Raw genomic sequence first — 16563 nt, 5'->3', positions numbered from 1 at the left:
TATAATGATTATACAACTCATTAGAATTCTAATATTTTACATATATTTTCTTTAGTTTCTGTACCATTTTTCGCAAGTGCATCGGTATATCCTCTAATTTACCTTAAAACCCACCTTCTTTTGCAGGTGATAATACTCTGACCGTTGTGCCAAATATTTGGATTTTGAGCAAATAAAATATAAGAAACTTAGCCATGTTGTTTGTATGTAAATATTGTATGTAATACGTTTTCTCTGCTAAAACTCCCAAAATAGTAAGTACAGCACTTCTTCTTATAGATGAATATCTTAAAAAAATGTTAATTATTGTGTTAATTTATTAAAAACCATATTTTTGGGCAAAAAAAGTATTGTATTATGTAAATTGTGTTGTGTAAATAGAACGTTAATTGTTTTAGTTTTGTTCATTAACTCAAAATAAATAGATATATGAAACAAATTTTATTTAAAATGCTGTTAGCTGTTATAGTATTGTGTTCTTACACAATGGTAGCACAAACAACAGTAACCGGAACTATTACCGATGCAACCGATGGGGCAACACTCCCTGGTGTAAACATCATAGAAAAGGGAACAAGAAATGGTGTATCATCGGACTTTGATGGTAATTATTCTATTAGGGTTCCTGATAATGCAACATTGGTATTTTCCTTTGTGGGCTATGGCACTCAAGAAATTGCTATAAATGGTAGAAGTAATATTGATGTTGTTATGTCTGAGTCTGCTGAAGCTATGGACGAGGTAGTAGTAACTGCATTAGGTATTGAAAGAGACGAAAAATCGCTTGGTTATGCCATTAGTAAAGTAAAAGCGGAAGATCTTGTGGTCGCAGGGGTATCTACAAACCCAGTTGTTAACTTATACGGAAAGGCATCTGGTGTTGGTATTACTAGTAATGCAGCTGGACCAACTGGAGCTGTTGATATTAAAATTAGAGGTGCAGCTGGTTTAGAAGCATCTGCTAATACTAGACCATTGTTTGTTGTAGATGGTATGCCAATTTATGATTCAGGGTCAAATATGAGCAATAGAGGTTTCGACCCTTTAAATTCATTTGATTATGGCTCAGGTATTAATGATATTAACCCAGAGGACATTGCTTCTATAGAAATATTAAAAGGTGCAAAAGCTTCTGTATTGTATGGTGGTGAAGGTGCTAACGGGGTAGTGTTGATTACTACAAAAAAAGGAAAGAGTACTCGAGGTTTGGGTATTACTGTCAATAGCCAATACACTTTTGAAAAGCCCAGATCATTTATCGATTTTCAGAATCAATATGGTACTGGCAGAAATCAATATGCTTATCAAGAAAATGCTGATACTGGGCAAAGACAGGTGGTATGGGATCGTTTTAATTTTGGGCCAAAATTTGATGGATCTCCAGTTGAGTTTTTAGATGGTAGCATTAGTCCTTATCAAGCATACCCTGATAATTACATAGATTTGTTTAGAACAGGTAGTAATGTTATTAATACCGTATCAATATCAGGAGGTGGGGATATAGGTAACATGAGATTATCTTATACCAATCAAGATTATCAAGGATTATCACCAAATAACTTTCAGAAAAAACATGTTTTTAATTTTAGCGGAGTATTAAATGCTTCTGATTTTGCTACTGTGGAAGTAAATACAAATCTTTATAAAATTAAAACGAAAAATAGACGTCAAAATTTAACGAACATAGTAGCTTGGGGTTTGAATAGAGATTATGATTTTAATGCAATCAAAGATTTATATAAAAATGATGATGGATCTAAATTTAATGCTGAAGATACTGGTTGGCCCGGACAGTTTGCACCAAGTTATTTAATGGATATTTTATGGGAACAATTAGAGAATAGTGATGTAGATGATAAATTTCACATGATTGGTTCTATTAAAGCTACACTGAATTTTACTGATAATTTATCATTTATTGGTCAAGCAGGTCTAGATTACACTGATATTGATTTTACTACAGAAAATCCAATTACAAGATTTGTGCCATCAAATGCAGGTGGTAGATATGCTTACGGACGTGATAATACGATGGTAGAAAATTATAGAGGTTTAATAAATTATGATTTTAGTGCATTAGATGACCGTTTAAAAGTTTTTGCCTTTGCTGGCGGAGAATATAAAAGAACAGGGTTTAAGAGTATAAACGTAGCTACTTTTGGTAACTTAAGATTTCCAAATTTTTGGTCATTGAATAATGAACAGGATTGGCCAGATGGAGGTAGCAGAGGCAGAGTAAGAGGACATACTTATGGCTCACAAGTGTTATATAGTGCTTTAGGATCTGCAACCATAGCTTGGGATGATTCTTTTTACTTAGAATTACAAGCTCGTAACGATTGGTCGTCAACTTTGCCTCCAGGAAATAATTCTTATTTTTATCCAGGTATTGGGTTTAGTTGGAACTTCACCAATACTTTTGATATTCCTTTCATGGAATTTGGAAAATTCAGAGCAGGTTGGGCCGATGTTGGTAGAGGTGCTCCGGGCAGTGTAACTGATTATTATGCCTTTAGGGGCTATAGTTTAGGTGGTGTGAACAACACAGATGCTTTAACAGCAGGTGCACCTGGAGATTTATTTTCTGGAGCACTTAAACCAGAGCGTAAACGTGAATTTGAGATAGGTTTTGATGCTAGATTCTTTAAGAACAGTCGTTTGGAAACCAGTTTCTCTTTCTACCATAATAATATTTATAATCAAATTATGGGTGTTCCTTTAACTTCTTCAACAGGGGCTTCTAATATTAGAATTAATGCGGGTAATGTAGCCAACTGGGGGTATGAGCTCTTAGTAAAAGCTGCTCCAATATCTAATGATAAATTTAGATGGGATATGACTTTTACTGCTGCTAAGCAACAATCTGAAGTTAAAAAACTTTATCCAGGTATTACACAAAAAACAACGGGTAATGTTGGCTTTAGTATTCAACAAATTGCTGAAGAAGGTAAACCATTTGGCGAATTGCATGCTTTTGACTATCTTAGAGACGACGAAGGCAATAGAGTTGTAGATGGTAACGGTTTTTATGTTGTTGATCAAAGTGAATTAAAAGCTGTAGCTAATACTACACCTGATGTATTTGGAGGATTTTTGACAGATGTGTATTTTAAAGGATTTAATTTTCACGTAGGGTTAGATTATAAGTTCGGTGCTACCATTTTCTCTAGATCTAATAACTATTATCTAGGAATGGGTATTACCAAAGAAACGTTGAAGTATCGTGATGAAGAAAATGGTGGTTTAGCTTATTATGTAAATGCAGATGGTGATAGAATTCCTTGGCAACATGATCAAGGTGCTCCGGCCGATGCAGATCAAGGTAGGGTTTACCATGATGGTGTAATTGTTCCAGGTGTGATTAATGTGGGTACAGCTGATAATCCTGTATATGAAACAAATAACAAAATTTTAAGTGCTCAAGAATATTATTCAAGATATTTGAATGATAATTCCTCTAATACACCTTATGGGCCGGATGCCTTAGATAAAAATGATTATATTAAATTACGTGAATTGGCGGTCAGTTATACATTGCCAAAAGATTTTATGAATAAATTTGGGATACAAAAAATGACACTCTCTTTAATGGCACGTAACTTATTTTATTTGTACAAATCTATCCCTAATATAGATCCGGAATCTACTTTAGGGACAGATTCATGGGTAGAGAATTCAGTTTATCCATCGGCAGTTTCAATTGGATTTGGACTTAATGTTAGCTTTTAATAAAAAAATAATATAAATATGAAAAAATTAATAATTTTAGTAATTTCAATACTAGTCTTTTCATCATGTCAAGATGTATTGGAAGAAGAATTTAAGAACCCTCACCAGTATGAGCCTAACCCTGATCAGTTAGCTTCTGGTATGTTTACCAATACGTTATTGCAATATAAATTCTACATTAAGGATTATGGAGAGTTATGGTGGCAATTGAGTGGTAACGGAATGCCAAGTTATGCACAAATTTCAACCCGGTACATTACACCGCGATATTCTTGGTTTATTGATTACGATGATTTGACAAATGGAAACGGTTTCAGCCAAAGTGGTTTTAATTGGTTCAACGATTATTATTTAAGAATGCGAAATTGGGGTTTAATCCAAGACGTTTTAACTCCTTTAGAAGGTCAAGATTATGATGATAGTGTTATTTACTTCAAATTGTTAACTATTATCAAAGATTGGGCTACACTTAGAAATGTAGATCTATACAATTCTATTCCATATTTTAATGCCTTCAAAGGGACCCAAGGTGAATTCTTTACCGAATATGATGATCCGAAAGAGATATATGTTTCTGTATTAGAAGATTTGAAAACTATTGCTGGTGAATTGCCAGGTATTTATTCTAAAATGAGTCCTGATGCTCAAGCACTGTTGGTAACACAAGATATTGCTCTACAGGGCGATATAAGCAAGTGGGTTCAATATACCAATGCGTTACGTTTAAGGTTTGCTGTTAAACTATCTGGAGTCGATGAAGCTACTGCAAAAAGCCATATTGCTGAAGCAATACAAAATTTGCCTACAGAGGATCTATCTTTTGATTTGCCTCATATTGATGCCGCTGCTGCATTACCTGGAGGTGGAACTTGGCAACGTGGTTTATTTGAAAGACCATTTGTAACATTTATACCTAATGTGATTTTGAACAGAATGAATTTTCATAATTTAGAATATGAGGAGGATATTGACGATCCAAGATTGCCCGTAATTGCATTACCTACTAAACATAACGATTATAGAGGGGTTAGCATGGATGCAGATGCACAAACACCTATATATAATGGTGGAGAAAGATATTATCCTTGGGCTGATGATTTAGAAACATCATCAGAAAATAATGCTAAATCTATGTATAGTCACGTTACCCTAACGCATAATAATTTACCTGCAGATATGTTCACCTTAGGTGAAATTGATTTATTATTGGCAGAAGTAGCTGCCAAAAACTTAGCTACTACAGGTAAAACAGCAGGAGAGCATATTGAAGACGCCATTGTACATTCTACAAATTATTGGTATTATTTAAACTCTTTAAGTCAGTATGGTGCAGACTTTACTGGAGATTGGGCTGATTTAATTCGTCCTGATAAACCTAGTGATGCCGTAATTACTTCTTATGCAGAAAAGGTGAAAAATGCTTTTAATGCTGTAGGTGGTATAGATAACCAAATGGAGATTTTAATGCAACAAAAGTATATACATTTAAATATGCTGCGTCCAATTGAATTATGGAGTGAATTAAGACGTACCAGACACCCAAAACTTGAACCTATGACTTTTCAAGGAAAAGTTATGAAACCAGTTCCGGAGCGTTTAATGTATCCTTCGTCAGAGTTATCTACAAATGCTGACGCATTTTTAAAGGTAATTGACCAAAACAACTTTACATCCCCAATTTTTTGGCGTACGGATGCGAGTTCATATTATAGAGATGATTATATAACTTTTAAAACAGGATTATTACCTGATTTTAATTAAATATCTACAGAATAAGTTAAGAATTATTTGAGTTAGTATTAGAAAAGAGTCTGAGCAATCAGGCTCTTTTTTTTGCAAAAATACTTGGATAATTTCTTGCAAAATTTCGAGATTATATTTGTAATATTTCGCAATTTCAAGTAATTATAATTTTTGAGCAAAAAAAATATTATAATGTGATTAAAATAAAGTAGTTTTTATTATTATTTTAACATACTTTTAAAACTCACTTATATATAAATTTAAATCGTTAATTATGAAAACAAAAAGAATGAATTCAAAATTATCTACCATCTTCGCTAATTTTATGTTAGTATTTGTCCTTTGCCTTGGGGCACAGTCCTCATTTAGTTTGGAAAACTATAGTGAAAATAAATCCAAGGAAATCAAATTTTCGCCAGAAGACGAAATAAACGAACTTATGAAAAAAGCTATAAAGAGTCCAATTTTTAATGAATTGTATGAGTATCATCTCAAAATGTTTCTTTGGAATCTTAAATTAGATCCAAAACAAAAACAACTACTATCTAAAACTTATATTGAAGATAACGCTGACTCGATTTATTCTGCGGAAAGTTTTGGTTTTGAAAATTCTCAGGATTTTACAAATTACTTAGAATTATCTCAAAGGTTTAAAGCAAAATTTAAGTTGGGTGGAATGGATGAAGATTTAAAGAATGAATTTCTTATGAAAATCCGTATGTATCAGTTGGAAAAGATACTAAATGATGATCGCGTTAAAGGGGAACTATTAGCCAATAAAAAACTTGCCACATACGTCAAAAATATGATGAATGAAGAAGTAATTGATTCTAAAAAAGTATTCACTTTTAGTTGTTACAAATGTGCCTATGATTACCATGCTTGTCTTCAACCAATCCAGTCACATATGACTATATCAAATACTGTACCTGAAAGATGGAATATTGAAATAAGTAGTACGTATGTTACTGAGGTTTTAATGTACAATCCTCCCTTTATTTCTTCTGACTATACTGAAGAATTATGTCTTAATATTTTTAAAAACTGCATGGAAGAATGTGATCCTAATTGGGGAAATTAACTATTAATTTACCTAAATTTTGCTAATATAAATATTCAAAATTATCAAATGCTATAATACTTGAAAGAGTCTGAGCAATCAGGCTCTTTTTTATGAAATAACAGTACTAATTAAATAAAATTCTAAATTATTTTCATTATAGCAGTTCATAAGCTAAAGAATGTCGCTCGTCGAAATTATAGTTGAATTAATGGTTTTTTTATACATTTGTGTATAATATTAACTCAAATAATTAAATTATGATTCAAAAAGCAATGAAACTGTTGCTTGTTGTTTGCGTACTCGGTTTTCAAGCTATGTTCGCCCAAACAACTGTAACAGGAACTATTACTGATGCTACGGACGGAGCTACGCTTCCAGGAGTAAACATCATAGAAAAAGGAACTTCTAACGGTGTAACCTCAGATTTTGAGGGTAATTACAGTATAGAAGTTTCGGAAGGTGCAGTATTACAATTTTCTTTTATTGGTTATACCGCCCAAGAAATTGCGGTAAATGGACAAACAACAATTAATGTAGTTTTAGCGGAAAGTGCCGAAGCCCTTGATGAAGTTGTGGTAACAGCATTGGGCATCTCAAGAGAGAAAAAGGCCTTAGGCTATGCTATTTCCGAATTGAGCAGTGAAGACTTAAATGTTGCAAAAGAGCCTAATGTGGTAAACTCATTATCGGGTAAAGTTGCCGGGGTTGTATTAACACAATCTACTTCTGGTCCAGCTGGTGGTACACGTGTGGTAATACGTGGTAACAATTCAATTACGGGCAATAACCAGCCATTATATGTGGTTGACGGTGTACCCATTGACAATTCAGGTATAGGTTCTGCCGCTGGTAACGGAGGTGGAGAATTTTCAAGATCAGATTACGGTACGGGAGTATCGGATATTAATCCTGAAGATATTGAGACTATGTCGGTTTTAAAGGGGCCTAACGCTGCTGCACTTTATGGTTCACGTGCTAGTAATGGTGTTATACTTATTACGACTAAGAAAGGAAAAATGAATCAAGGGCTAGGCGTAACCATTTCTTCAAGTGCTACTTTTGAAAACCCATTATTATTGCCAGAATATCAAAATGAATATGGCAGGGGTAGTAACGGTAATTTTCCTCAAATACCACCTGGTGGCACATTAGAAGAACAATTAGCCGCTGTTAAGAGCAATTCATCTTGGGGTCCAAAGTTTGACGGCTCTCAGCAATTGTATTATAATGGAGAAACCAGAGCTTATTCTGCACAACCTGACAACGTAAAAGATTTTTTCAGAACAGGATCAACTTTAACGAATTCAATTACCTTAAGTGGAGGTGGTGAAAAATCTTCTGTATTATTTTCTTATACACATACAAAAGCGGGTGCTATATTACCTAATTCAGATGTTAGAAGACACAACTTCAATTTAAGAGGTTTTTCCAATTTAACGGATAAATTAACCTTAGATGCTAAGGTTACATATTTCCAGCAAGATGCCAATAATCGGGCTGTTCAAGGTACAGAAGGTATTATGGCTTATGTGTATGGTATGCCTAGGAATATTGATATAAAAGACTTGGAAAAATTTCAAGATATTGAAAATCCAGTCAATCCTGACAGACCTTACGACGTGATAACTTGGAGTTCTGCCGGAGGTAACCCATATTGGATTTTAAACCATGATGTTAATGAGGACACCAGAACTCGTGTTAATGGCTTTGCTAAAGTTAATTATGAATTTACTGAATATCTTTCAGCATTTGCAAGGGTAGGTACGGATGTTGTTAAGCATGATACCTATGGTGTAAGCCAATGGGGGCATCATTTCCAACCGAAAGGATCTTTGGGAATTAGTGAAAATAATATTGCCGAAACCAATGCAGACTTTTTGTTTGTATTTAACAAAGATTTGACGGATAAATTTAACTTATCGGCTAATTTTGGTGGTAACCATTCGTATAGAACAAGAAAAAATATAGGAATCAACGGGAGGGATTTTAAAATTCCTACCAGGGTTACAGTATCAAATTTAGTGGATCCGCAACAATCCTACACACCACTTCAGGAAAAGAAAGTTAATTCCTTGTACGGTTCGGCTTCGTTTGCCTATGATAACTTTTTATATTTAGACTAAACAGGAAGAAATGACTGGTCTTCTACATTGTCAGCTGATAACAGATCTTATTTTTATCCATCTGCAAGTTTAAGTTTTATACCTAGTCAAGCATTTGATTTTTCTGATTCATCGGTCAACTTTTTAAAGTTCCGTACAAGCTGGGCACAAGTTGGTAACGATACTGGAGTTTATCAATTAACCGAAACTTTTAATTTGGCAGCTAACGGTTATTTAGACCTTGTACAAATTTCTAGACCTTCGGTAAAAGCAAACCCAGATTTAAAACCTGAGTCTGTTACTTCAGCTGAAGTTGGTTTGGAATTTAAAATGTTTGGTAGTCGTTTCTACGGAGATTTTTCTTACTACAGTATTAATATTGAAGACTTAATTTTTGATGTACCAGTACCCGCTTCAACTGGTTACGATAGGTTTAGGGAAAATGTAGGGGAATTAACGAATAAGGGTTTTGAATTATTGTTAGGGGGTATTCCTGTAAAAACAGATGATTTTAGTTGGGACATTTCTGCTAATATTTCTAAAAATGACAATAAATTGGTATCTTTGATAGATGACCTTGAAAATTTTGGATTTGCAGGTACCAATGGTGGCGATGTTGCGGTTAGGGCCACAGTAGGCGGAGGCTATGGTGATATTTATGGTAGAACTTGGAAGAGAGTACCTGAAGATGGAGGTGCAGATGCTGGAAAAATTTTGCTAAACAGTGAAGGAAGACCTCAAGCAGAAAGTGAGCTGTCTAAGTTAGGTAACTATCAACCTGATTATGTAGGTGGTATTACCAATAATATTAACTATAAAAATTTTGGTTTACGTTTTTTAATCGATTTTAGAATTGGAGGTCAAGTATATTCTGGTACCGATGCAGCTTTAGATGGTTCTGGAACATCAGTAAGAACCTTGAAGTATAGAGAAGATGGCGTAGTTGTTGATGGGGTTATTCAAAATGATCCTGACGATCCAAGTGCAGGTTACACACAAAACACTACAAATATTACAGGTCAACAATATTGGGGTTCTGTAAGTGGTATCGCAGAAAACTATATTTATGATCAAACTAACTTTAGAATGCGTGAAGTAGCGTTGACATACAGAATTCCAAATAAAATGTTGGAAAACGCTTTTGTAAAAAGTGCTTCTATTAGTTTAACAGGTAGAAATTTATTCTTTATTTCTAAGAAAATAGATAATTTCGATCCGGAATCAAGTTATTCGACGAGTAACTTCTCACAAGGTTTGTTATTTTACAACCTACCAACAACGAGAAGTATAGGTTTAAATTTAAATATTAAATTTTAAAAAATATGAAATGAGTCATAACTAATCTTAAAACCTATAAGATGTATGTCTGGCGAATTCCATATTATAAATTAAATCAAATAAAATATTATCAGATGAAAACGAATATTGTTAAATTATGTTTGCTTGTTTTTGTCGGTACATTAATTTCTTGTACCGGTGATTTCGATGAGATCAATCAAAACCCAAATGGGTTTACCGCAGAGGATGTGAGTGCTAAATTTTTTATCACAGAGCCACAATTTAATTTGTATGGTCCCAACCGCTTTCCATATTGGAGAGCACAGTTGATTCATACCGACCGTTATGCAGGTCATTTTACTTTCGGACATAGTGGTTCATGGTGGAATGATGGATTGGGCTATAGTTATAATTCAGGATACACAAATGCCTCGTGGGGATGGTTGTCGGGAGCTTTTGGAAGTATAGATAATTTTCTAAAACTTACCCAACCTGATGGAGAATTTGATAACGAGTATATGTACGCCGTTGGAATTATAACCAAATCGCTTTATTATCAGATGTTTACTGATACTTTTGGAATGATCCCCTACAGTGAAGCTGGTGTTGAAGGTATAGTAACGCCAAAATATGATGCACAAAAAGATATCTATAAGGGTATTATTGCTGATTTAGATGCCGCAATGGCAACAATTGGTGATGCCGAGAGAACAGGTACAGGAATCAATGACCTGGCAGAAAATGACCTCTATTGTGGTGGTGATTTGCAAAAATGGAAAAAACTGGCAAATACACTAAAATTAAGAATAGGCATGAGGGCTCTTGGTGCTCCTGGAGATGATTTTGCTGCCAATGCCATTAGTCAAGCTTTGGGGGCGGATTTATTAGATGACGCATCAGGCAGTGTGTTGATGAAAAAAGATGAAAAAATTAGCCAATGGGGCAGTGCTGCTTATGGTGATGTCTGGCATAACTTTGGTGGTTTAGGTTCTAAATGGACCGTGGGTAAAACTTTGATTGATCACCTAAGAAATTACAATGACCCTAGATTGGCGGTGTTTGCTAAACCTGTTGAAGGTGGTGAAGTGACTATTACTAAACCAGATAGCGGAGAACCAGCAGATAATTTTTGGGTACGTGCAGATTTTTTATCAAGTGTCTTTGATGCAGCAGGTGCGACTTATACTAGGACTGATGCGGCAGATAAAGTTACTTTTAACGTAGCTGCTGGTCAGTACATTGGTCAACCCACACGATTAAGAGGGGAAATGTCTTCTTTTGCCAATTTCAAATTTTTCTCAACCCCTTCCGATTTGGTGATCAGAGCTAAAAATGCAGGTTCCATGTATCCTGAAATTGTTTTAACTAGTGCAGAGGCTTATTTTTTACAGGCAGAAGCAGCAGTAAGAGGAATGGGTACTGGTGATGCTCAAGAAATGTTGGCAAAAGGAATTAAAGAAGCTATGAAAGTCTGGGGTATATCTGGCGGTGATGCAGATGCATATATTGCACAATCTGCTATTGCCGATATTTCTTCAGGGACTATGGAGCAAAAGTTAGAGAAAATTGCAATCCAGAGATGGTTAAATACCTATACTGATGGTTTTGAAGGTTGGGCTGTTGTTCGTGACACTGGTTATCCATCAGAATTGGCTACTGGTGTTAACAACCAAACAATATTCGCTGATGGAGATTTGGCAGGTAAATATCCACAAAGGTTGCGTTATGGAACTGGTGAGCAGACGAGTAATGAGGCAAATTATAATGCCGCTGTTGCAGCTCAAGGTGAAGATGTTCAAGCTACTAAATTGTGGTATGCTAAACAATAATAATTGATAATTAAAATATTAATAAAAGAGGGCTAGTGGCCCTCTTTTTTATTTAATTGATGCCCCGTTCCGAAATGGCTGATGCATAAAAATTGAATCAATTAAATAATGTTGCCCGTAGTCTAAAATTCGTCATTAGTCGAAATTTTCTAGCAATATAAGACTATTTTTAATTATATTTCGGTCATATAAACTCAAATTAATAAATTATGATTCAAAAATTTAGGTATTTACTTACGTTAGTAGCGTTACTTTTTATACAAGGGGTAATAGCACAAACGATTACTGGTACGGTATCAGATGAAGCCGGTGTTCCAATTCCAGGAGCAAATGTCATCGAAAAAGGAACAACCAACGGAACAACCACAGATTTTGATGGAAAATACAGTATAGAGGTCTCTGAAGGGGCAACTTTACAATTTTCTATGATTGGTTATTCCGAAAAAGAAGTTGTGGTGGGTAATCAAACCACAATTAATGTTTCTTTATCGGAAGGAGAACAACTAGATGAAGTTGTAGTTACTGCCTTAGGTATAAAACGAGCGGAAAAAACGTTAGCTTATGCCCAGCAAACTGTAGGTGGAGAGGAACTTACAAATTCTAGAGATGTTAACTTTGTTAATAGTATTTCTGGTAAAGCTGCAGGTGTAGAAATTAGAAAAAGTAGTTCAGGACCAGGAGGTTCTACCAAAATTCAAATTAGAGGTAGTAAATCTTTAAGTGGAGACAGTTCACCTTTATTTGTAATTGATGGTATTCCAATGGTAAACAATAGAGGAAGCCAACCAGGCATTTGGGATGGTGTTGACCAAGGGGATGGTTTATCTCAATTAAACCCGGATGATATTGAAAGTATGAGTATCCTAAAAGGTGCAAATGCAGCAATACTATATGGTAGTCAAGGTGCCAACGGGGTTGTAGTAATTACAACCAAAAGTGGTAAAGCAGGTACTACTGTTGTTAAAGTAAATTCTGGTATTACTTTTGAGAGTATTATTGAATTACCAGACCTACAGTACAGATATGGTAGTGAAGGTGGTAGTAAAGAAAACTGGTCAACGACTAGAGGAGATTATGACAGTAGTTATGTAGATGACTGGTTTGAAACTGGAGCAAATTATTTTAATTCGGTTTCAGTAAGTGGTGGTAATGATAAAACGCAAGCTTATTTCTCTTATGCCAATACCACGGCATCAGGTATAACACCGCTTAATGATTATGGTAAGAATAACCTTTCATTTAAGCAATCCACTAAATTGTTTAAGGATAAAGTAAAAGTTACTTCTAATATTATTTTAGCACAAGAAAAAACAGATAATAGAAACCGTGCAGGGTATTATAATAATCCGTTAACTGGATTATATTGGTTTCCTAGAGATAGAAATATTGATGATTTTAGAGGCGAAAATTATAGAATCTTTAATACCGATAGAAATGTTTATGAACAAAACTGGTTTGTAGTTGATCACCATCAAACAAATCCGTATTGGTTATTAAATGAAGAATCTCAAGAGGATAAAACCAAAAGAGTTATTGGAAGTTTAAATTTAGACTATACTATTACAGAGCAATTAACTTTTCAACTTAGAGGTAATGTTGATTATGCTGTAAAAGAATTTGAAACAAAACGTCATGGTGGTGGTAATACAACAACAGTTGCTGCCAATGGAAACTGGATATATGAAAGGTATAGTGACACCAGTACTTATTTAGATGGTATTTTAAGTTACAACAATAATTTTGGTGATTTTTCGCTTACAGCTTTAGCTGGAGCTACCTATCAGAATACTAATTATGGTGATGGTGTGGGAGTATACCCAGGTGCGGCTCAAGATCAATTGCTGTACGCAAATGAGTTTTACTTCGAAAATTTAACGGATGTAATTCAAGTAAGATCTAACTTAAATAACAGTAAAACGAGTCAGGTTGAAAAACAATCGGTATTTGGTAATGCAACTATTGGCTTCAAAGAAATGTTATTTTTAGACCTTGCTGGTAGAAATGACTGGGCATCGACATTAGCATTAACGGGTAATGACTCTTATTTTTACCCATCGGTTGGATTGACAGCAATTTTAAGCGAAATGTTTGAAATGGGAGATGCAATTAGTTTTGCAAAGATTAGAGGTACCTATGCTAAAATTGGTAATGAAGTACCGTATAACAGAATTTTCCCAAGACATACAATTAATGCAGATGGGTCGGTTGGATTTAATACTGTAAAACCATTTACAGATGCTAAACCGGAAATTATTACCACATCAGAGGTTGGATTTGATGTACGATTCTTTCAAAGTAGGTTAGGAATTGACTTTACCTATTACAATATAAATAGTCAAGATCAATTTATCCAGATAAACGAACCGATAGAAGATTTTACTTCCTTCTTTGTAAATGCAGGTGAAATTACTAATAAAGGGGTTGAATTGACGTTAACAGGTAAACCAATTGCGACTGAAGATTTATCTTGGAATACAGCCATTAATTATTCTAAAAACAAGAATAAAATTGTTGAATTACATCCTAGTGTTGAACAAATTGGCCAGGGTGGTTCCGAAGGTTTTAGATATACATTAATTGAAGGAGGAGCTATTAGTGATTTATATGCCTTTAAATTTTTAAGAGATGATGAAGGCAGAATCATTCTAGACGACGACGACGGAAGACCAAGAAAAACGGCAACACGAGAACTTATTGGTAATGCTGAACCTGACTATGCTATAGGTTGGAGTAATACCGTTAACTATAAGAACTGGGCATTGAACATGCAGATTAACGGTAAGTTCGGTGGTTATACAGTGAGCCAAACAGAGGCTCTATTTGATGGTAACGGTGTTTCAGAAAGATCTGCCGCTGCAAGGGATAGAGGATTCGAAACCATTAATGCAGTACAAAATGGTGTAGCTGTAACTCAAATTGATCCTTTTACGTACTATGATGCCATAGGCGGTAGAAATGGTATAAATGAGGCTCATATTTATGACAGAACAAGTATTAGATTAGCTCAATTATCTTTATCTTACAATTTTAATGTAGAAAGTGTTGATTGGCTTAAAAATGCTTCCTTGTCTTTTATAGGAAATAACCTTTTCTTTTTTCATAAGGATGCACCATATGACCCTGAATTATCTCAAAGTACAGGTAGAAACGAACCTGGCTCGGATAATTACAATTTACCATCGACAAGAACGTATGGTTTAAACTTAAGTTTAACATTTTAAGAAAATAAGATATGAAAAAAATAATATATATATTTTTAACAGCACTTTTATTTAATATGGGTGCATGTACGGGTGATTTTGAGGAGATAAATGAGAATCCTTATCAAATAACCGACGAATCATTGACACAAGATTTTAACAATGTGGGTGCATTTTATCCACCAATGTTAAAGAACTTATTTGGTCACCAAATTGAGCATAACTTATCTCATGATTCTTGGGTTAGGCATTTAGCAACTCCAACCCCTTTTACTAGTGGTATAAATAATACTACTTATTATATACGTTGGAACACCTATTGGAATAGAATTTATGGTCAAATTATGTCTCCTTCTGCCCAAGTTATAAAAGTAGCAGAAGCTGAGGGTTATCCTGTTTTTGTGGAGTGGGCAAAATTAATTCGTATAATGGGAATGCATAGATTAACAGCATACCATGGTCCGGTCATATTTACAAAATTTGGTCAAGAACCTGCTAAGTACGATTCTGAGCCAGATTTGTATAACGCATTCTTTACGCAGTTAGATGAAATCCAAGCTGTTTTTAATGCCAATACCGATTATGTTGGACTTTCAAAATTTGATGCTACTTATAAAGGAAACATTGGTCAATGGAATAAATTTATCAACAGTCTGCGTTTGCGTTTGGCAATACGTATTTCAAAAGTAAATCCAGCATTGGCTAAAACTCAAGGAGAAAAAGCCTTAAGTGAACCAGGAGGTTTAATTGAGACTAATGGTGATAATTGTATGATTTCATTGTATGGAGCTGTTTTTCCTCCTGTAACTATTAGTTTTGGTTGGGGGGATACTAGAATGAGTGCTTCTATGGAATCTATTTTAATAGGTTATAAAGACCCAAGAGTTGCTAAGTTTTTTGATCCTGCCACTGATGATACTTTATATCCTGATCACCCAGATTATCCTTATAAAGGAATAAGAAATGGTGCATTATTGGTTGCAAAAGGGGATAGATTGAGCTATTCAAATATCAGTTCAGACTTTAAAGAAGTAACGAACAGACGATTTTTTACGGCAGCAGAAACAATGTTTTTAAAGGCTGAAGCTGCTCTAAGAGGTTGGGCTGGTGCAGGTGATGCAAAAGAGAATTATGAATCTGGTGTAAATTTATCATTTGCTGATTGGGGAGCTGGTAGTCCTGCAGCTTATTTGACGGACAATACCAGTTTACCACTAGATTATAATGATCCTAAAGCCGATCCAGGACCTGTTAATGATTTTGTAAGCAGAATTACAAATACTGTTGCTTGGGATGATGGAGCAAGTGATGAACTTAAACTGGAAAAAATAATTACCCAAAAATGGATTGATTCTTATACAAACTCAATTGAACCATGGGTAGATCACCGTAGAACTGGATATCCAAAATTGCCTTACAATTATAAAAACGATAGTAATGCAGATTGGGGTGTAATACCAGCAAATGATTTCTTAAGAAGACAAGTTTTCTTAACCAGCCAGAGAGAAAATAATGCTGCTTCAGTTGCTGAAGCTACTGGTTTTCTTGGTGGTCCCGATGAAATTGGAACACGCCTTTGGTGGGATACTGGAGGACCAAATTTTTAATTGAATCATTAA

The 16563-nt window shown here is 34.7% G+C and carries 7 protein-coding genes and 1 pseudogene; all 8 read left to right on the top strand.

Annotated elements, in window-relative coordinates; translation table 11 throughout:
- Window positions 1-429: 429 nt before the first annotated feature.
- Window positions 430-3729, top strand: coding sequence for a SusC/RagA family TonB-linked outer membrane protein (locus UMM65_RS03600; RefSeq protein ID WP_321975106.1), 3300 nt, complete (start codon window positions 430-432; stop codon window positions 3727-3729).
- Window positions 3730-3747: 18 nt separating this feature from the next.
- Window positions 3748-5490: a SusD/RagB family nutrient-binding outer membrane lipoprotein gene (locus tag UMM65_RS03595; RefSeq protein WP_321975105.1), complete on the top strand. Its 1743-nt coding sequence runs from the start codon at window positions 3748-3750 to the stop codon at window positions 5488-5490.
- A 256-nt stretch (window positions 5491-5746) separates the two neighbouring features.
- Window positions 5747-6553: a hypothetical protein gene (locus UMM65_RS03590; RefSeq protein ID WP_321975104.1), complete on the top strand. Its 807-nt coding sequence runs from the start codon at window positions 5747-5749 to the stop codon at window positions 6551-6553.
- Window positions 6554-6792: 239 nt separating this feature from the next.
- Window positions 6793-8658: a SusC/RagA family TonB-linked outer membrane protein gene (locus UMM65_RS03585; protein WP_321975103.1), complete on the top strand. Its 1866-nt coding sequence runs from the start codon at window positions 6793-6795 to the stop codon at window positions 8656-8658.
- Window positions 8659-8673: 15 nt separating this feature from the next.
- Window positions 8674-9954, top strand: a pseudogene (locus UMM65_RS03580) (TonB-dependent receptor domain-containing protein); the annotation flags it as partial.
- A gap of 95 nt (window positions 9955-10049) precedes the next feature.
- Window positions 10050-11744, top strand: a complete 1695-nt coding sequence (locus UMM65_RS03575) for a SusD/RagB family nutrient-binding outer membrane lipoprotein (protein ID WP_321975101.1) — start codon at window positions 10050-10052, stop codon at window positions 11742-11744.
- A 209-nt stretch (window positions 11745-11953) separates the two neighbouring features.
- Window positions 11954-14965, top strand: coding sequence for a SusC/RagA family TonB-linked outer membrane protein (locus UMM65_RS03570; RefSeq protein WP_321975100.1), 3012 nt, complete (start codon window positions 11954-11956; stop codon window positions 14963-14965).
- Between the two features lie 11 nt (window positions 14966-14976).
- On the top strand, window positions 14977-16551 hold the full coding sequence (locus tag UMM65_RS03565) for a SusD/RagB family nutrient-binding outer membrane lipoprotein (RefSeq protein ID WP_321975099.1): 1575 nt from the start codon (window positions 14977-14979) through the stop codon (window positions 16549-16551).
- Window positions 16552-16563: the final 12 nt, after the last annotated feature.

Source organism: Aureibaculum koreense (assembly GCF_034296135.1).
GTDB lineage: Bacteria > Bacteroidota > Bacteroidia > Flavobacteriales > Flavobacteriaceae > Aureibaculum.
This window is presented reverse-complemented; position numbering and strand designations above follow the sequence as displayed.

Excerpts from the sequence above, each read along its gene's own strand:
- UMM65_RS03600 (WP_321975106.1), top strand. The coding sequence starts at position 430 with ATGAAACAAATTTTATTTAAAATGCTGTTAGCTGTTATAGTATTGTGT.
- UMM65_RS03565 (WP_321975099.1), top strand. The coding sequence starts at position 14,977 with ATGAAAAAAATAATATATATATTTTTAACAGCACTTTTATTTAATATG.
- UMM65_RS03575 (WP_321975101.1), top strand. The coding sequence starts at position 10,050 with ATGAAAACGAATATTGTTAAATTATGTTTGCTTGTTTTTGTCGGTACA.
- UMM65_RS03585 (WP_321975103.1), top strand. The coding sequence starts at position 6,793 with ATGATTCAAAAAGCAATGAAACTGTTGCTTGTTGTTTGCGTACTCGGT.
- UMM65_RS03590 (WP_321975104.1), top strand. The coding sequence starts at position 5,747 with ATGAAAACAAAAAGAATGAATTCAAAATTATCTACCATCTTCGCTAAT.
- UMM65_RS03570 (WP_321975100.1), top strand. The coding sequence starts at position 11,954 with ATGATTCAAAAATTTAGGTATTTACTTACGTTAGTAGCGTTACTTTTT.
- UMM65_RS03595 (WP_321975105.1), top strand. The coding sequence starts at position 3,748 with ATGAAAAAATTAATAATTTTAGTAATTTCAATACTAGTCTTTTCATCA.